This is a genomic window from Ardenticatena maritima, from assembly GCF_001306175.1.
Lineage (GTDB): Bacteria > Chloroflexota > Anaerolineae > Ardenticatenales > Ardenticatenaceae > Ardenticatena > Ardenticatena maritima.
On record NZ_LGKN01000006.1, the window covers coordinates 288,473 to 304,790 of the forward strand.

18 protein-coding genes and 1 pseudogene are annotated in these 16,318 nt (G+C 58.3%); 11 read left to right on the forward strand and 8 right to left on the reverse strand.

The window, feature by feature from the left end; genetic code table 11:
• Window positions 1-70 precede the first annotated feature (70 nt).
• The 5 genes from SE16_RS12085 to SE16_RS16515 all read left to right on the forward strand — a co-directional run bounded on the left by SE16_RS12085 (window position 71) and on the right by SE16_RS16515 (window position 3,830).
• Window positions 71-1,336: an MFS transporter gene (locus tag SE16_RS12085; RefSeq protein ID WP_054492498.1), complete on the forward strand. Its 1,266-nt coding sequence runs from the start codon at window positions 71-73 to the stop codon at window positions 1,334-1,336.
• 65 nt (window positions 1,337-1,401) lie between these two features.
• Window positions 1,402-1,968 (forward strand): hypothetical protein, encoded by a 567-nt coding sequence (locus SE16_RS12090; RefSeq protein WP_152968832.1) that lies wholly within the window; start codon window positions 1,402-1,404, stop codon window positions 1,966-1,968.
• 19 nt (window positions 1,969-1,987) lie between these two features.
• Window positions 1,988-2,719, forward strand: a complete 732-nt coding sequence (locus tag SE16_RS12095; RefSeq protein WP_054494063.1) for a SpoIIE family protein phosphatase — start codon at window positions 1,988-1,990, stop codon at window positions 2,717-2,719.
• Window positions 2,716-3,087, forward strand: coding sequence for an RNase adapter RapZ (locus tag SE16_RS12100; protein WP_054494062.1), 372 nt, complete (start codon window positions 2,716-2,718; stop codon window positions 3,085-3,087). Before SE16_RS12095 ends, SE16_RS12100 begins: the two co-directional genes overlap by 4 nt.
• A 2-nt stretch (window positions 3,088-3,089) precedes the next feature.
• On the forward strand, window positions 3,090-3,830 hold the full coding sequence (locus SE16_RS16515) for an HAD family hydrolase (protein WP_082374444.1): 741 nt from the start codon (window positions 3,090-3,092) through the stop codon (window positions 3,828-3,830).
• A gap of 40 nt (window positions 3,831-3,870) precedes the next feature.
• Here the strand turns inward: SE16_RS16515 and SE16_RS16625 are convergent.
• Both SE16_RS16625 and SE16_RS12110 read right to left on the reverse strand, forming a co-directional pair.
• Window positions 3,871-5,280: pseudogene (locus SE16_RS16625) on the reverse strand (sensor histidine kinase); the annotation flags it as partial.
• On the reverse strand, window positions 5,277-5,966 hold the full coding sequence (locus tag SE16_RS12110) for a response regulator transcription factor (RefSeq protein ID WP_054494060.1): 690 nt from the start codon (window positions 5,964-5,966) through the stop codon (window positions 5,277-5,279). The pseudogene SE16_RS16625 and the gene SE16_RS12110, both read right to left, overlap by 4 nt.
• A gap of 137 nt (window positions 5,967-6,103) precedes the next feature.
• On the opposite strand from SE16_RS12110, the gene SE16_RS12115 reads away from it, so the two are divergent.
• Window positions 6,104-6,757 (forward strand): cyclase family protein, encoded by a 654-nt coding sequence (locus SE16_RS12115; protein ID WP_200907459.1) that lies wholly within the window; start codon window positions 6,104-6,106, stop codon window positions 6,755-6,757.
• Here SE16_RS12115 and SE16_RS12120 read toward each other — a convergent pair.
• The gene (locus tag SE16_RS12120; protein ID WP_054494058.1) at window positions 6,741-7,067 is read right to left on the reverse strand and encodes a cupin domain-containing protein; all 327 of its coding nucleotides are present in this window, start codon (window positions 7,065-7,067) and stop codon (window positions 6,741-6,743) included. The genes SE16_RS12115 and SE16_RS12120 overlap by 17 nt on opposite strands.
• Window positions 7,068-7,168: 101 nt before the next feature.
• On the opposite strand from SE16_RS12120, the gene yqeC reads away from it, so the two are divergent.
• From yqeC to SE16_RS15845, 3 genes are all read left to right on the forward strand, one after another.
• Window positions 7,169-8,503, forward strand: coding sequence for a selenium cofactor biosynthesis protein YqeC (yqeC, locus tag SE16_RS12125; RefSeq protein ID WP_054494057.1), 1,335 nt, complete (start codon window positions 7,169-7,171; stop codon window positions 8,501-8,503).
• 63 nt (window positions 8,504-8,566) lie between these two features.
• Entirely contained in the window at window positions 8,567-9,028 is a 462-nt protein-coding gene (locus SE16_RS12130) for a MaoC/PaaZ C-terminal domain-containing protein (RefSeq protein WP_054494056.1), read from the forward strand.
• Between the two features lie 114 nt (window positions 9,029-9,142).
• Window positions 9,143-9,823 (forward strand): carboxypeptidase-like regulatory domain-containing protein, encoded by a 681-nt coding sequence (locus tag SE16_RS15845; protein WP_161804541.1) that lies wholly within the window; start codon window positions 9,143-9,145, stop codon window positions 9,821-9,823.
• 20 nt (window positions 9,824-9,843) lie between these two features.
• Here the strand turns inward: SE16_RS15845 and SE16_RS16230 are convergent, their stop codons facing one another.
• A complete protein-coding gene (locus SE16_RS16230; RefSeq protein ID WP_054494054.1) occupies window positions 9,844-10,239 on the reverse strand; it encodes a DUF5679 domain-containing protein in 396 nt (131 codons plus the stop codon).
• A 103-nt stretch (window positions 10,240-10,342) separates the two neighbouring features.
• On the opposite strand from SE16_RS16230, the gene SE16_RS12145 reads away from it, so the two are divergent.
• A complete protein-coding gene (locus tag SE16_RS12145; RefSeq protein ID WP_054494053.1) occupies window positions 10,343-11,599 on the forward strand; it encodes a hypothetical protein in 1,257 nt (418 codons plus the stop codon).
• A 51-nt stretch (window positions 11,600-11,650) separates the two neighbouring features.
• On the opposite strand, the gene SE16_RS12150 is transcribed toward SE16_RS12145, so the two are convergent.
• The 3 genes from SE16_RS12150 to SE16_RS12160 form a co-directional block, all read right to left on the reverse strand.
• A complete protein-coding gene (locus SE16_RS12150) occupies window positions 11,651-11,881 on the reverse strand; it encodes an FmdB family zinc ribbon protein (protein WP_054494052.1) in 231 nt (76 codons plus the stop codon).
• 121 nt (window positions 11,882-12,002) lie between these two features.
• Window positions 12,003-12,974, reverse strand: a complete 972-nt coding sequence (locus SE16_RS12155) for a glycosyltransferase family 2 protein (protein WP_054494051.1) — start codon at window positions 12,972-12,974, stop codon at window positions 12,003-12,005.
• A 3-nt stretch (window positions 12,975-12,977) separates the two neighbouring features.
• Window positions 12,978-13,802 (reverse strand): ABC transporter permease, encoded by an 825-nt coding sequence (locus SE16_RS12160; RefSeq protein ID WP_082374446.1) that lies wholly within the window; start codon window positions 13,800-13,802, stop codon window positions 12,978-12,980.
• A 235-nt stretch (window positions 13,803-14,037) separates the two neighbouring features.
• On the opposite strand from SE16_RS12160, the gene SE16_RS12165 reads away from it, so the two are divergent.
• A complete protein-coding gene (locus SE16_RS12165; RefSeq protein WP_160317046.1) occupies window positions 14,038-15,048 on the forward strand; it encodes a peptidoglycan DD-metalloendopeptidase family protein in 1,011 nt (336 codons plus the stop codon).
• Window positions 15,049-15,062: 14 nt separating this feature from the next.
• On the opposite strand, the gene SE16_RS15495 is transcribed toward SE16_RS12165, so the two are convergent.
• On the reverse strand, window positions 15,063-16,316 hold the full coding sequence (locus tag SE16_RS15495) for a glycosyltransferase family 4 protein (RefSeq protein ID WP_082374439.1): 1,254 nt from the start codon (window positions 16,314-16,316) through the stop codon (window positions 15,063-15,065).
• Window positions 16,317-16,318 lie beyond the last annotated feature (2 nt).

A 16,318-nucleotide genomic window follows, 5' to 3' on the forward strand; every position in this document is an offset into this window, starting at 1 on the left:
CTGCGTACAGATGAACACGAGGGCACGGTGCACGCCGTGCCCTTTTTGAATGGGGAGAGGGTGAAACAAGATGAAACGCTTCTCGCGTTTTGCCGCACTCAACTATCGTGATTTTCGCCTGCTCTGGTTCGGGCAGTTGGTTTCCACGCTTGGCTCACAAATGCAACAAGCCGCCGTGAGTTGGCACATTTTCACGTTGCTTCAGGGGCAACGCCACACCCTGCACGTGTTGGGGCGCACCTTTGACATTGGAGTAGATGCGCTCGGTTTGGGCGCGTTGGGGTTGGTGCGTGTGGTCCCGATTGTGGTGTTTGCCCTGTTGGGGGGCATGCTTGCCGATGCGATTGACCGCCGACGGCTGATGATGTGGACGCAATCCACCGCCGCACTGTTGGCGTTCATGCTGGCATTCTTCACGTTTAGCGGGCGCGTGAACGTGCTCACCATCTACCTGCTCACAGCGGCGCTCGCCGCCACCAGCGCCTTTGACAATCCCGCGCGGCAATCGCTCGTCCCCAACCTTGTCCCGCGTGAACACCTCGCCAACGCCATCAGCCTCAACACGCTCTTGTGGCAAATCGGCACCATCCTTGGGCCGGCGCTGGCGGGCGTCCTGATTGCCCGCTCGAACATTGGTTGGGTGTACGCGGTCAACGCGCTTTCATTCGGGGCTGTGCTCATAGCGCTCTGGCGGATGCACTACCGGGGGCGCGCCGCAGTGGATTTGAGCGGGCTCACACTGGACGCCTTCTTGGAAGGCGTGCGCTTCACATATCGCACCCGTCTCATTTGGAGCACCATGCTGCTGGACTTCTTCGCTACCTTCTTCTCATCAGCACGCACCATGTTGCCCCTGGTCGCTAGCGAGATTTTGCACGTTGGCCCGACGGGCTACGGCATTCTGGCGACCGCGCAAGCCGTGGGCGCACTGATTGCGGGGTTGGTGCTTTCACTCCGCCGCCAGATTCGGCACCAAGGGTTGGTCTTGCTGTCGAGCGTGGCGGTGTACGGCGCGGCGACCGCCTTCTTCGGGCTTTCGACCGTCTTCTGGCTTTCGTATCTCTTCTTTGCGCTCACCGGCGCCGCCGACACGGTTTCAACCGTTATTCGGGGCACGCTCCGCCAGGTGCTCACGCCCGACCACCTGCGCGGGCGCATGACCTCGGTGAACATGGTCTTTTTCATGGGCGGGCCACAACTGGGCGAACTGGAAGCCGGATTGGTGGCGTCGTGGTTGGGTGTATCGTTCGCCATTGTCTCCGGCGGGCTGGCAACGGTGCTTTTGACGTTGTGGGTGGCGTGGAAATACCCGGCACTCCGACGATATGACGGGTAGGGGCTTGTATCCTTCCCGGCTCTCTCCTATAATCCGCCACCACCGCAAACATGGGAGCGAGAAGCGTGCCGAACCGATTGGATACGAATGCTGCCCTTTTGTTCGCCAGTCTCACACTGGTGATTTTGTTAGGGGTCGCTACACTGGGGTATGGCTTGCTGGTGGCGGCTTCATTGGGTGAAGTCGCGTATGTGGCCGCGCCCACCGCCACCCCTTCCCCCCCCGCCTTGCCCACCCGCCCGAACGGGTTTTTCTTGCCGAACCGCGAAACGCCGCCCACGCCATCGCTCACAGCGGAAGCCGACGCCACGCCAACGACAACACCGGCGGCAACACCGCCCCCCACACGTCCAACCAGCACGGTCGCGCCCACGTCGCCAACGCCCTCAACCGCGCCCATCAACACCGCCACCGCCACAGCGCAACCAACGGCAACCACGGCGTCAGGGGGAACGCGCGCTTCCCCCACAGCGTCGCCGACGCAGACGCCGATACCCACCGCCACACCCGACGCCTACCCGGCGCCGCAAACCACGCCATTCCCCACCGCCACGCTCGACCCGAACGGCGCCTATCCGCCGCCGGGGACACCCTTCCCAACGTCAACGCCCGTCGCCTATCCGGCGCCATAGTCAGGGAGCAGAGGAAGCCATGCTGGTTGATGCCGCCGCCGCCAAAATCGGAAAATATGCGTCGCGGGAAAGCGGCGATACGCTGGAAATGATTGAACGCCCCCACGGCGGGCTGTCGTTCGTGCTCGTGGACGGGCAACGCTCGGGGCGCTCCGCCAAAGCCATCTCGAACCTGGTGGCGCGCAAAGTTGTGGCGTTGCTGGCAGAAGGCGCCCGCGACGGCGTCGCCGCCCGCGCCGCGCATGATTACCTCTACACCTCGCGCAAAGGCAAAGTGCGCGCCGATTTGCAAATCATTAGCATTGATTTTGAAAGCGATACGCTGGTGCTGACACGCAACACGGAAACGCCGGCGCTCCTTGTGCAAGAAGAGACCTTTACCTGGCTCGACGAAGCGAGCACGCCCATCGGGCTCTACCGCAAGACACGCCCCAGCATTACGGAACTGCCGCTCCGCCCCAATCTGGCGGTCATCTGCTTCACCGACGGCGTGCTGGAAGCCGGCGGCAAGCAATTCTCCACCGATGCGATTGCAAACGAACTGCGCGGCTTGTTCACCGCCCACAACGGCTGGCCCGGTGCGGAACGCGTCGCCAACCATCTGCTCGACCGGGCGCTGGCGCTGGACGGTGGTTTTCCAAAAGATGATTTGAGTGTGATGACCATGGCGCTCTTGCCACGCAACGGCGCGCCCGACATTCGGCGGCTCAAAGTGCAATTCCCAGTTCCGCCGCCGGGAGCGCGAAAATGACCACCAGACGCCCGCGCATTGCCGTCGTGGGACCATGCGCCAGCGGCAAAAGCACGCTGGTACGCCGATTGCGTGCCGAAGGATGGGACGCACGGATGCCGGCGCAAGAACATTCCTACGTTCCCGATATGTGGCAACGCCTCAGCAAACCCGACGTGCTCATCTATCTCGACGCGGACAACGAAACCCTGCGCCGCCGTCGTCCGGGCCACACGCTGAACGATACGTATCTGGCGCAGGAGCGTGAGCGCCTGCAACACGCCTACGCCCACGCCGACTTGATTCTCGACACAACCCACCTTACACCGGAAGAAGTGTATCAACGTGTGATGGACTTCATCCGGGAAAACACGCTTTCAGGAGCATAGCCATGCCGATTCGTGCTGTGATTTTTGACGTTGGCGGGACGCTGATTTACCCCGTTGTTGACCCCTTGCGCATTCTGAACGATGCCGGTTTTGCCATCGAGCCGCACGTATTCAGCGCGGCGTTGCGGCGCACCTTCAACGAACATTTTTGGCCTCGCACCGGGCGCGACCTTGACATGTGGGGCGACGACGACCTTATCCGCACGTACTGGCGCGGGTTCTACGCCCACTTGTTCAGCCTGCTGGGGCTGCCCGAAGAGGCGTGGACGGCTCTCGCCGACCGCATTCAAGACCATTACTGGCAACCCGATGGGTGGACGCCTTTTCCCGAAACGCACACCGTGCTGGAACAATTGAAAGCCGCAGGGTTTATCCTGGGGGCGTTGAGTGATTGGAACAGCCAACTGCCGCGCATTCTCGACCACCTAGACTTGCATGCGTACTTTGATTTTGTTGTGGTGAGTGCGCTGCACGGTGTGGGGAAACCGTCGCCGCTGCTCTTCGACATTGCCTTGCGACGCAGTGGCGTGCGGGCGGAAGAAGCCATCTATGTGGGCGACACCTACATGACCGACATCATGGGCGCACGGGCGTCGGGGCTGCATCCGGTGCTCATTGATCGTTCACAACGTCCCGCCCCGGCGGATTGCGATGTGATTCGCTCGCTGGATGAACTGTTGCCGCTTCTGCGCCGCCTGAATGGTCGCGAGGCGAAGGCTGCCAAATCGGAAGATACACAATGAAACGGCTTCCCTTGCCTTCTTCGCTTTCGACATCTACGTAGCCGCCGTGCGCCTCAGCAATCCACTGCACAATCGCCAACCCTAACCCCGTGCCGCCCAGTTCACGCGAGCGGGCGCGGTCCACCCGATAGAACCGCCGAAAGAGGTGCGGCTGCGCCTCTTTGGGTATGCCAATACCCGTATCTTCCACTTCGAGCCGCACCCAACCATCCTCGCGGTAGAGCGAAAGCGTGATACGACCTTCGGGTGTGTACTTGATGGCGTTGTCCACCAGGTTCAAAATCAACTGGCGCAGGCGGTCGCGGTCGCCCCGCACAATCGCCTGGTCTTCATGCCCCAGCCGCACTTCCAAAGGCTTGCCGCTCGCTCGCGCCAGCACCTTCGCCTGCCGATAGACATCCAGCAACAGCATATCGAGTTCCACAGGTTCGTATTGCAGAGTCTCGCCGGCATCGGCGCGCACCAACAGCATCAGGTCGTCCACCAGGCGCTTGAGCCGCGCCACCTCGCTGGCAATCATCGTCAGGGCTTCGGCTTGCTGCTCAGGCGTTTCAAACGCCCCACGTCGCAGCAAATCCACCGTGCTTTGCAACGTGGTCAACGGCGTGCGCAATTCGTGGCTCACATCAGCCACAAAGCGTTGTTGATCGCGGAACACTTCTTCCAGCCGCGCCAGCATTTCATTGAACGCTTCCACCAGGTGGCGAATTTCATCATCCGCCGCCGGCTTGGGAATACGGCGCGTCAGGTCTTCGGCGCGGGTGATTTGCAAGGCCGTCTGGGTCACCCGTTCGACGGGACGAAGCGCCCGCCGCGCCAAAAAACTCCCCCCAATCAGCGCCACCAGACAGACCGCGACGACTGTACCGAAAATAGCCACTGCGAGTTGGCGGAGCATGCGCTCGGTTTCAGCCAGCGGGTAGGCAACCTGAATGTAGCCAATCAAGGTGTTGCCAACATACACCGGATAGGTGTACAGGTTGACGTAGCGCAGATAACTGCCGCCCGCACTCTCATCCAGCAACAAGGTGCGTACAACCATCTCGCGCATCGCCGCCGCCCGTTCCAGGTCTTCCCGGTAGCGCGGCAAAACAGAATCGCCCAGCAGGCTATTGCGCATCCGCACCACTCCATCCGGCGACAACACCTGCACGAACATGGGCGTACTCGCCGGCAAAAATGTATCCAGCGCAGGCATGGAAATGGAAGCGGGGGGATGGCGCTGGCGCACTTCGTATTCTTCAATCAGGGCGCTTTCAATTTGCAACACCACATCGCGCACGAGCGCATCATCACGCTGGCGCACCTGCTGCGCTAGCAAGACGTAGAGCAGCGCGCCGAAAATCATCAAAATCAGCCCCAGCAAGCCCACATACCAGAGCGTGAGGCGTACACGCAGGGGGATATAATCGAAGCGGCTGGTGCGCAGAAGCGGCGTTTGTTCACTCATACAGCATCCGGTTCACGCAAAATGTACCCCACACCGCGCACAGTGTGAATCAGGCGCGGCTCGCCCTCGGCTTCCAACTTGTTGCGCAGGTAGCGCACATAGACATCCAGCAAATTGCTTTCACCGCTGAAATCGTACCCCCAGACACGTTCGTAAATCAAATCTCGCGGGAGCACCTGGCGCGGGTTGCGCATGAAAAATTCCAGCAACTCGTATTCGGTCGGCGTCAACTCAATCACGCGGTCGCCCCGCTTGGCAATGCGCATGTTGGTGTCCAGGGTCAAATCGGCAAAGCGCAGAACGCCCTGGTCGCTCGTCGGCTGGCGGCGGCGCAACAAGGCGTGAATGCGTGCCAGCAACTCTTCAAATGCAAAGGGTTTCACCAGATAATCATCCGCCCCGCTCTCCAAGCCCAGCACACGGTCGGCGACGCTATCTTTGGCCGTCAACATGAGCACGGGCACATCCGGCAACGCCGCGCGAATCCGTTTCAGCACTTCCAACCCATCCATGCCGGGCAACATCCAGTCCAGGATAATGAGGTCGGGCGTAAATTGGCGCAGTTTTTCCAGCGCGGTTGGCCCATCCGGCGCGGTTTCGACGCGATACCCTTCAAACAACAGCCCGCGCCGCAACATCTCGCTAATTTTGGCGTCGTCTTCGATGATGAGAATCGAGGCTGCCATATGCTTCCCTCGTGCGCTTCCCTTTCGGTTTCCACCAGCGTGCCGGTGTAGTATCATGAAGGCGCTGCATTTCTCAAAATTGAGCAGAGACGTCGGGAGACGCAGACCATCAAAAACAAAAAGGAAGCCCTATGACCATGTTCGACCTTTCTCACCCCATCGAAGACGCCATGCCCGTCTATCCCGGCACGCCCCCCGTCCATGTCGCCCAGCGCGCCACTATCGAACAGGACGGGTTCGCCGAAAAAAGCCTGTCGTTTACATCGCACACCGGCACACACATGGACGCGCCCGCCCACATGGTTCTCAACGGGCAAACGCTCGACCAACTGCCGCTGGAAACCTTCGTGGGGCGCGCTTGTGTGGTGGACGTGGCGGAAGACGGCGCGTTGATTCAGCAAAGCACCCTGCAATCCGCCGCCGACCTCATCGCCCGCGCCGATTTTGTGCTCCTTGACAGCGGTTGGTGGCGGCGCTGGAAGCAACCCGACTACTACCAGGCGTATCCCACGCTCTCGCCCGAAGCCGCCGAATGGCTGGCAACCTTCAAATTGAAAGGTGTCGGCGTGGATGTGGCCTCAGTAGACCCAATCAACGCCGACACCTTTCGCATTCACGGTATTCTGTTCGCGGCGAACTTCGTCATCATCGAAAATTTGACGAACCTCGACCGCTTGCCGCGAGGACGGCTCTTTGGATTTGCCGCCCTGCCCCTGCCCATCCGCGACGCCGATGGGGCGCCGGTGCGAGCACTGGCATGGCTGGACGCGCCGACTATGCCCCTGTCATGAGCAACAGGAAGGCGCTCTCTTCCAACGCGTAGAGCCCATGCGGCGCTTGCGGCGGAATGATAAGACACGAACCCGCGGCGCACTCGAAGGTTTCCGCGCCAACGGTTACCCGCAAGCGCCCACGCCCAACAATGAGCGTCGCGCGGTAGGGCGATGTGTGTTCGGTCAATTCCTGGCCGGCGCCAAAACCAAACAACACAACGCGCACATTGGCGGCTTTGTACACTGTGCGGCTGAGAATACCATCAGCGGGAATTTCACCAACCGCCGAAGCAATATCTTCAACAAAAAACGGTGTTTCAGATGGCATACGTACCTCCATGCGTGTTTGTCCAAGAACCGTCGGGGTACAGTATGCCCACGCCATGCCGTATGTCGTTGTCCTAGCGCAACCTGTGGAGTCAATCACCCATGAACCTGAGCACCGCTCTGCGCATCAAACCCAAAAGCGTCGTCAGCATTGTGGGCGGGGGTGGGAAAACGAGCACCATGTATCGCCTGGCGAATGAACTCGCCGCCCGCGGCTGGCGCGTTGTGAGCACCACCACCACCCGCCTGTTTGAAGCCCAGGCGCAAGAAGCGCCCGCCATCGTGCCCCTGCCCGAACTGGAAACGCTCTCCGCAGCATTGGACCGCTACGGGCACGTGCTGGTTGCCGCGCCGCGCGAAGGCGATACCAAGCGCCCCGGTATTCCCCCGGAAGCGGTTGATACGCTCATCGCGCGCCCCGACGTGGACGCCGTCATCGTCGAAGCGGACGGGAGCCGTCGCCATCCGCTCAAAGCGCCCGCCGAGCATGAGCCGGTTGTGCCCGCTTCAACCACGCATCTTGTGGCTATCGCCGGCATCGAATGTGTGGGCGCACCGCTCACTCCCGACATCGTACACCGCCCGGAACGTGTAGCGGCATTGACGGGGCGCGCGTTCGGCGAGGTGCTGACGCCGTCGGATGTAGCCCACGTGCTCACGCATCCCCAGGGCGGCGCCAAAGCCTTGCCCGCAGGGGCGGCGTTCTACGTCCTGCTGAACAAGGTGGAAGATGAACAGACCCTGCACACCGCGCGCGAGGTAGCCGCCCACGCCTTGCACGCCGAGCATCTGCATGGCGTCCTTTTGGCGGCGGTGCGGCGCACGCCCCCCGTGCGTGAACGGCACACACGTGTCGCCGGGGTGGTGCTTGCCGCCGGGCAAGCCAGCCGCTTCGGGCGCACCAAGCAACTGCTCGACTGGCGGGGGACGCCCATGGTCGCGCATGTGGTGCGCGTGGCGCAGCAAGCGGGGCTTGCCCCCATCATCGTGGTCGTGGGGCACGAGGCGGAACGTGTGGCGGCGGCGGTCGAGCCTTTGGGCGTGCAGGTAGTTTTCAATGCAGCCTATGCCGAAGGGCAAGCCACATCTGTCGCGGCGGGCGTCCGGGCGCTTCCGCCCACCGTGGGCGCGGCGTGCTTCCTGCTCGCCGACCAGCCGCTCATCACCCCCGCAACCATTCGCGCCCTGGTGGAAGCCCACCGCCAACACGCCGCCGCGCTCATCGCCCCTGAGTATGCCGGGCAGCGGGGCAACCCCGTGCTGTTCGACCAGGAATACTTTGCCGACCTGGCACGCCTGCAAGGCGATACGGGGGGACGGGCATTGTTCAAGCGGCTTGCCGGGCAGACACACCTTGTGCCGGTGGACGACCCCGGCGTGCTGATTGACCTGGATACCCCCGACGCCTACGCAGAGTATTGCGGCGAGAGTGATTGACGCCGCGCCCGTCCACCGTATAATCGCGAGCGAGCGTGAACCAACGAACAAAAGGAGCACGGCATGCCCATTCAAGCAGGCTACTTCGAGGAATTTGAAGAAGGCATGGTCTTTGAAACCGGCGGTCGCACCGTCACCGAAGCCGACATCGTCAACTTCGCCGGGCTTTCAGGCGACTTCAACCCCATTCACACCAACGAAGTCCACGCTTCGCAAACGATGTTTGGGCGGCGCATTGCGCACGGCTTGCTGGGGCTTTCGATTGCGTCCGGTCTTTGCACACATTTGGGCTTTCTGGGCGACACCGTGCAAGCCTTTCTGGGGCTCGAATGGAAATTCAAAGCCCCCATTTTCATTGGCGACACCATCAAAGTGCGCGTGACGGTAAGCAACTTGCGCCCCATGCGCCGCCTGGGGGGCGGTGTAGTGACATTCAATGTGGATGTCATCAAGCAAGACGATACGGTCGTCCAAACGGGTGCGTGGCAAATTCTGTTCAAGAGCCGCCCGGCTGAGGACGCCTAGACGGATTGACCAAACGACACGAAAAGGCGACCAGCGCGTCGCCTTTCGTCATCTTGATGAGGTGCCGACGTGCAAAATGGTGGGCGTGGAACAGCAATCGCCTTTCTGGTTGTGATGCTGATAATTTGTGCCGGCGTCTATTGGGTGGCGCAATCTGTGCGCACAGCCGGCGTGTGGGGCATCGGCAGCGCCGAGGTGATTACGCCAACGCCTCATATCGCGCCGCCAACGTTCACCCCCTTTTCGGTTCGTCCGACGCCATCGCCGACGCCATCGCCGACGCTGGAAAGCGCCTTGCTGACGCCTACGGCGCAGCCGCCGATTGTCGCGGCGATTCCAACATTTGCGCCGACTGCGCTACCGCCTACCCCATTGCCGCCATTGGTGCCGGTTTTCTTCAACACGCCCACACCGCGCCCCACCGCACCGCCACCGCCGACGGCGACGCCCACGTTTCCGTTCCAGGTGGCGTTGCAAACACCGGATTTTGAGCGTGGATGTGCGGGCTACTACATTTATGGGTATGTGTACGATCGAAACGGCAACCCATTGCCAGGGGTGCGTGTTCACGTGTTCGATATTTACGGCAACGACATTCCGCCCGTCGTCACCAAAACCGAGCCGCCGGGGTGGTACGATGTCGTCATCAGCAATCAACGCGATACGTGGATTGTAGAAGTGGTGGACGAAGCGGGGCGGCAACTCAGCCCGCGCGTGCAAATCTTGAACACGGGCAATTTTGTGGAAGGGCAAGAAGCCTGCTGGCACCGTGTTGATTTCCGACAAAGCCGATGAAAAAAGCCCCGTGTAGGGGCTCAGGTGCTTTTGACGAACTGGCTTACCTTGGCGCCGCATACGGCGCATGTGCCTCGCAAGCGCCGTCGCCCTTTGGGTGTTGTTTCGTACACGGGGTTGTTCACGGGCTGTTTCTTGCGGCACCGCACGCAATAGGCAAGCGGCGCTTCTTCTGGGAGCGTTTGTGGTGATGGAGCAGGTTCAGGCGCAGGTGATGTCTGCTCCGCAGGTGTAGATGTCGGCGGCGCGGGCGACGTTGTGCTGGTCTCCAAGGGTTCAATGCGCTCGGGTTCAACTGTTGGCATGGGCGCTGAGACAATCTGTTGCGGTTGCCACGATTCCCACAACCACTTGAAGAGAAACCAACCGCCAACAAGACCGAACAAAAAGGCGAACCATTTAAAAACGCGACGCATAGACGACTCCTCTACTTTCTAAAAGTGTTTCGACATGCTCTTATTCGATTGTATCATGAGAACAGATGAGCCAAAAACGGAGTTTCAGGGAAGGGCGTGAACCATGCATCTTTCGTCGTCGTTATTGAGTGCTCTGGAACAAAGCCCCCCGGCGCGTGTTGTGGTGGTGATTTCCGGGTATCGGCAAGGAAGCGCCATTCGGGCGCGCGCGCAAAGCATAGCGCCCGCACTGCGTGCGTTTGAGGAGAGTGCGTTATTGCTGGTGGATTCCTCGGCGTGGGGGCAATCTGGTGCAGGTCCAATTGTAGAACGCGAACAGTTTGACGTGCGCACGATTTTCGTGCGCCCCGGCGGTTTGACGGGGCGTGGTGAATTGTTTGCCGCCGCCCTGGAAGCCGCACTCGCATTACAGGCTGAAACCATCGTGTGGCTCGACCCCAACATGCTCAACATTGCCCCCGACTGGGTTGAACAATTGGCGCAACCGGTTGTCAACAAAACACTGGATTATGCTATCGCGCACTATACGACTATCTCGCCACCCTTTTTTATTCAAGATAGCCTGATGACCCCACTTGCCGAAGCCTTGTTCGGCATTCCACTCCGCCATCCGCTCGCCACCGAACGCGCAATGTCGGCAGGCATTGCCCGGTACATTGTTGAAGCCGACGTCTGGGAGACTGACGTAGCACGCTATGGCATTGATGCGTGGTTGACGATGGAAGTGCTGCTCAACGGGGCGCGTGTCGGAGCGATTCCAGCACCAGCCCCGATGCGCCGAGCCAAAAACACGCGCGACCGTACGCGGCGCTTGCGGTTCTTACAACAAGTGGGCACGTTCTTCCGCTTCGTTTACTTTTACCGCACCTATTGGCATGGGCTAGAAAATGCAGAAGCCCTCGTCCAAACGCCCGCCCCACAATGGCGCGACCTTCCCCAAACAGAGGAAGCCCGCCAATGGTTGATGCGCGCCAAAGAGGCCTGGACGCCCGCACTCCGCGACGACTGGAAAGAAGCCTTCTCCACGCCGGAGATGCTGGATATGGCTGAAGCCGTCATGCATGGTGCGCTGTGGCCATGCCCACATGATTTTTGGGCGCGGTGTGTGTACGATTTGCTGGTGCTCTACCATCAGGGGGATGGCGACCCTGACCGTGTGATTTACGCGCTTTTTCCGCTCTATCTGGCACGCGCCGCCGCCCTTGACGCCACATGGACAACGGCGCCGGAGCAATACGAGCGTGTGATTGCGCACCAGATACATGCGTTCTGGCAACTACGGGCGCACTTCATAGAACGCTGGAATGTGTATCTTCCGCCGGAACAACGCCGCCTGTTGAAGCGGTTAGGGTTGCTCTAAACAAAAAACCGGCGCTTGCTCAGCGCCGGCATATTTTCATTACCCTCTGTTTTATTCGCTACTGGTACTGCTCGATTCACTTTTCCCATTGCCGCCGTTGTTGCTCTTGCGGCTATCCGTAATGTACCACCCCGAACCCTTGAAAATGATGCCCGCCGGCACAAAAACGCGGCGCGTTTCTTCATGTCCATTTGGGCATGTGGCGACAGCCGGTTCATTGAAACTCTGCACTTTCTCAAATTCCGTGCCGCACACCTTGCATCGGTACACATAGGTTGGCATGGGTTTCCTCCTCGTCTGCTCCCACTCTTGCATCTTCATGGTGGTATCTGATAACGCCGCGCATTATACACGGTTGGGGTATACGTGTCAATTCCCTGTTAGCACTCAACGCATGAGACTGCTAAACATGTTCTTCGGAAAGCGGTGTTTCCTCGGCTCGCTCGCCTGAGGAGATTTCACGCACGCCCTTCGGCACATCGGGAATATAGCGTGCGCGGCCATGCGTCACCATGAGGTCAGCCAGCAAGCCCAGCATGCCAATGAGCACCGCCACCACCAGAATGAGCACATCGCTCTCCTTGAAATCGCTAAACTGCACAAGGTCGCGAATCACTTTGAGGATGCCCAAGATGAACATCAAAATGCTCACGGGCAAGAACACTTTCAACGGATTGAAGTACGTAATCGTGCGCAACACCAATGAAAGGTAATTGTAGGTATCGCGCAACGGATGGAACGATGAATGCCCCACACGCGGGTAGTAGTCAATGGGAATGTAATCCACGCGATACCCATTTGAGAGCAACGCCAGCGTAATCGTACTGACCCAGGAATGCGTCGTGGGCAAGATATGTAAGAAACGGAGCGCCACATCGCGCCGCACCCCGCGAAACCCGCTATTCAAATCCGGGATATGCGTGCCGGTCATGTAAGAAGCCAACCGCCGGATGAACTCTTTGGCGGGCACGCGTAGCCAGCGCAACGTTCCCATTTCCACCCGGCGCGCACCAACCACCATATCCGCTCCATCTAAAAGCCGCTCGACCAGGCGGGGCAAATCCTGGTTCGGGTAGGTTCCATCCGCGTCGCTCATCAGCACAAACGTGCCACGCGCCGCCAAAAGCCCGGTCGTGCGCGCCGCACCCGTTCCACGATTGCGTGCATGTTGTAAAACACGCACGCCGGGAAAACTGGCGGCAATTTCAGCGGTACGGTCGGTGCTCCCGTCATCAACAACCAGTATTTCGTACGAATAGCCACTGGCGTCCATCGTCTCGATGATGCGCTGCAAATCAGCGCCAATTGCCAATTCCTCGTTATAAGCCGGCAAGAGCACAGTCACCAGCGGCTTTTCTTCCGCGCCTGTCGCCATAGGTCAAACCTCTTCGCCAAAGCGTCCGCTATACCGCCGGAACACCATCCACCCGAACCAGAGCACCAACAACGCTGTCACGCCTGTGCGAAGCATAAAATCAAGCGCAGGTGGTGCGGGATGCGGGGCTTGTGTTGTCCCGTACAAGACAATGCGGTACGAATCAATGATGCTGGCCATCGGATTGAGCCAGCGCACCAAACGGTGCACCGGCAACACCATGCCCCACACTTCTTTTGTGGCGGGGATCGTTTCCAGCGGGTAGAAGATGGGGGTCAGGAAAAAGCCTGCTAGCATGAGCACATCGAGCACCATGATGGTATCTCGGTAAAAAACCTGCATCGTGCTAAAAATAAAGACGAGCCCTAGCATGAAACAAATTTGAATGAGCAAAATCACCGGTATCCAGAGCGCGTGAATGGTGATAGGAAGGCCCTGCAACAACAACACAGGAAAAAGCACCAGAAGCGCCAGTAAAAAGTTGACCGTGTTACTCAACACAACCGCAATCGGCAAAATTTCACGTGGAAAATAAACCTTCGTAATTAGCGGTGCGTTCATCACAATACTATTCGTACCGGACATAATCGAAGCGACAAACAAATTCCATGACAAAATGCCAATTAAGACGAAGGCGGGAAAATGCGGAATTGGGTTGTGGCGAAAGACGGTGAACACAATGGTAAACACCATCATCATGAGCAAAGGGTTGAGTAAAGACCACAGCACACCTAGAACGCTATTCTTGTAACGCACCTTCAAATCGCGCAACACCAGGTTTTGCAACAACCCGCGATAACGCCAAATTTCCCGTAATGCTTCACGCATTGGACGCGGACGGTTGGCATAAACGCGATATGTAAACGGTGATTCCTGTGCCGTCATTCGTCTTCACCCCACTCAGTACCGACCAACATGCGAACCGCCGCGAGCCTTGCGCCGCGGCGGTTGCCAAATTCGATACGGTGAATATAGACAAATCGAGCACATTGGCAAAATGTTCGTCAAAAGCCAGAGAGTATGTTATAGTCTGCGCCCAACCAACCAGCATAACCGGTTCATCATGAAGCGATTTGGATTGCTCTGCCTCCTTGTCATTGGCGTACTTGGTATTGTTACGCCTACTGCAGCTGAAGAACCGCTTTCACCACGCCCATCTTTGCGGTTGCCATTTCTTCCTGGTGAAACGTATGTGGTCACCTGTGGCTATGGGTGCTACCAACATCAGGGAAGTATGTTCTACGCCGTTGATTTTGCTACACCTGAAGGTACGCCCATTGTCGCCGCGGCTGATGGTGTCGTGGCGGCTATTACCTGGGAAGTAGGCTTGCCATTGTCAAAAAATCTTGGCGATGCCTTGATTCTCTACATTGATCATGGCGGAGGATGGTTTACGCGCTATGTTCACCTCAACGGCGTAACGGTGGCTGTTGGTGATGCTGTCCGACAAGGCGATATCGTGGGGTATGCCGGGCATACAGGGGCTGAAGGGGCGCATCTCCACTTTGAGTTGAAATATGGCGCGCATTTGCACGCCCCCTCACAACCCATTGACGATCTGTTCGGGGGGGAACCTCCGCACATTGGGCAAGCGTACCTAGCCGAAGCAATCACGTTTGCTCCCACAGATTTCCCCACACCCACGCCATCTTCCCCAACGTCATTACATTCATCCGAGCCACCAGACGGATTGAGTACCCCACTTATCATCCCGGTTTCACCCACAATCAGCCCGTCAACCATTGCTGCAGGGGAGACCTTCACGCTTACGCTCACGCTCGCCAACACCAGCACGAAGCCATTGCAGCTTCCAATTGTGGGCATTGCCCCACGCCAAAATGATGTACTGATCCCCAATCATCTTACCTTCATGCGTGATATCAATCTAGCGCCTCACGAAACGCGTACCATATCCTTCTCGCTGACACTCCCGGCAGGGACGTATCTTCTCAGCCCATTCGCGTTTTCAAAGGCCTATACGCTCTTGCCTTTGGGCGTCGCGAACAATACTGCACCCGCCATCCACCTTACAGTTGCCGGTCAAAACATCTTCTTACCACTCGTTGGACGGTAAAGAAAGCACGAACATCAGGAGGACGTTACAGAAGAAACCAGCCTGGTGTAAACTTGAATGATTTCCTCGGCATGTTCATCAATCGTTTTTAACGATGGAATACCTTCTCGCAAACGCACGAGGAGTGTAGGATCATCTACAACACGTTGCATGGCTTCCCGCCAGGCTTCTATATTACCTGGTTCAACCAGCAAGCCATTCACTTCATGGTCCACACGTTCAGCCAGCACTCCAAGATTAGAGGCAATCACCGGTCGCCCGGCGGCAAATGCCTCGTGAGCCACAAAACAGTATGTTTCATACCACAATGAGGGTACGAGCACCACATCAACTTCACTCAGTGTTTGCCAAACATGCTCACGATTGAGCGTCCCCAAAAAACGCACACGTGGCGTAGCCAGTGCACGTAATGTTTCCTCATAAGCCTGGTCATGAGCAGAATGTCCGGCAACCCAAAGTTCCGCATCCCCCTCCAAACGGCGAAAGGCCTCTAATACAACATGCACGCCCTTTTGCGGCGCTAATGCGCCTAGATACAAAAATCGCACCACAGAGCGCTTGTTTGTGGAGGTCTTAAGAAACTCACGTGGCGGCTCGACACCAGGCACCAATATTTGAATCTTTTCAGCCGGTATGCCACGTGTCTCATACCATTGCTTCACGAACGTTGTTGGCGCCAGTAAGAGCTCCGCCCCCAACAACACGTTCCGCAACAAGTGATTTCGTGCCGCTGCGGTCAACGCAAATGCGGGAATAGCAACCTGTGCCAAAGAGGACCCTAAACGCGCCGCTACGCAGCGCCCACAATTGAGGTAGGCTCGGGGGCCATCACAAATCGTATGGTCGTAGTTCGTCAACAATTGCGCATTAGCGCATACCCACCAGTAATCGTGTAGGGTGATGACGTAAGGAATACCGCGAGCACGCAAAGAGTCAAAAATAGAAACTGGCATTCCCATAAGATGTTGCACATGAACAATAGTGGGCTGTATCTCGTCCAATACCCGCTCAAAGGCAGTATGCAAACCCGGTGAAGAAAAAGTTGCTACAAATCGGCGTGATGTCGAGGGCGCTTTACCATTTACATAGCCAAAATAAAGAGTTGGGGGCTGTTCAAACGCTGGATACGTATGTGCTGTATGAAAAGGAACAAAAATGGACGTCTCCCACCCGCGCATCCGAAGCGCCTGTGTCAACCACCAAGTGTACAATTCGACGCCACCCAATTGCTCGGGCAGATATTGATGCACAAGATGCAATATACGCATAT

What these genes read in the sequence shown, in the direction of transcription:
- SE16_RS12085 (WP_054492498.1), top strand. Translation starts at nt 71, where the DNA reads ATGAAACGCTTCTCGCGTTTTGCCGCACTCAACTATCGTGATTTTCGC.
- SE16_RS12095 (WP_054494063.1), top strand. Translation starts at nt 1,988, where the DNA reads ATGCTGGTTGATGCCGCCGCCGCCAAAATCGGAAAATATGCGTCGCGG.
- SE16_RS12100 (WP_054494062.1), top strand. Translation starts at nt 2,716, where the DNA reads ATGACCACCAGACGCCCGCGCATTGCCGTCGTGGGACCATGCGCCAGC.
- SE16_RS16515 (WP_082374444.1), top strand. Translation starts at nt 3,090, where the DNA reads ATGCCGATTCGTGCTGTGATTTTTGACGTTGGCGGGACGCTGATTTAC.
- SE16_RS12110 (WP_054494060.1), bottom strand. Translation starts at nt 5,966, where the DNA reads ATGGCAGCCTCGATTCTCATCATCGAAGACGACGCCAAAATTAGCGAG.
- SE16_RS12115 (WP_200907459.1), top strand. Translation starts at nt 6,104, where the DNA reads ATGTTCGACCTTTCTCACCCCATCGAAGACGCCATGCCCGTCTATCCC.
- SE16_RS12120 (WP_054494058.1), bottom strand. Translation starts at nt 7,067, where the DNA reads ATGCCATCTGAAACACCGTTTTTTGTTGAAGATATTGCTTCGGCGGTT.
- yqeC (WP_054494057.1), top strand. Translation starts at nt 7,169, where the DNA reads ATGAACCTGAGCACCGCTCTGCGCATCAAACCCAAAAGCGTCGTCAGC.
- SE16_RS12130 (WP_054494056.1), top strand. Translation starts at nt 8,567, where the DNA reads ATGCCCATTCAAGCAGGCTACTTCGAGGAATTTGAAGAAGGCATGGTC.
- SE16_RS15845 (WP_161804541.1), top strand. Translation starts at nt 9,143, where the DNA reads ATGCTGATAATTTGTGCCGGCGTCTATTGGGTGGCGCAATCTGTGCGC.
- SE16_RS16230 (WP_054494054.1), bottom strand. Translation starts at nt 10,239, where the DNA reads ATGCGTCGCGTTTTTAAATGGTTCGCCTTTTTGTTCGGTCTTGTTGGC.
- SE16_RS12145 (WP_054494053.1), top strand. Translation starts at nt 10,343, where the DNA reads ATGCATCTTTCGTCGTCGTTATTGAGTGCTCTGGAACAAAGCCCCCCG.
- SE16_RS12150 (WP_054494052.1), bottom strand. Translation starts at nt 11,881, where the DNA reads ATGCCAACCTATGTGTACCGATGCAAGGTGTGCGGCACGGAATTTGAG.
- SE16_RS12155 (WP_054494051.1), bottom strand. Translation starts at nt 12,974, where the DNA reads ATGGCGACAGGCGCGGAAGAAAAGCCGCTGGTGACTGTGCTCTTGCCG.
- SE16_RS12160 (WP_082374446.1), bottom strand. Translation starts at nt 13,802, where the DNA reads ATGCGTGAAGCATTACGGGAAATTTGGCGTTATCGCGGGTTGTTGCAA.
- SE16_RS12165 (WP_160317046.1), top strand. Translation starts at nt 14,038, where the DNA reads ATGAAGCGATTTGGATTGCTCTGCCTCCTTGTCATTGGCGTACTTGGT.
- SE16_RS15495 (WP_082374439.1), bottom strand. Translation starts at nt 16,316, where the DNA reads ATGCGTATATTGCATCTTGTGCATCAATATCTGCCCGAGCAATTGGGT.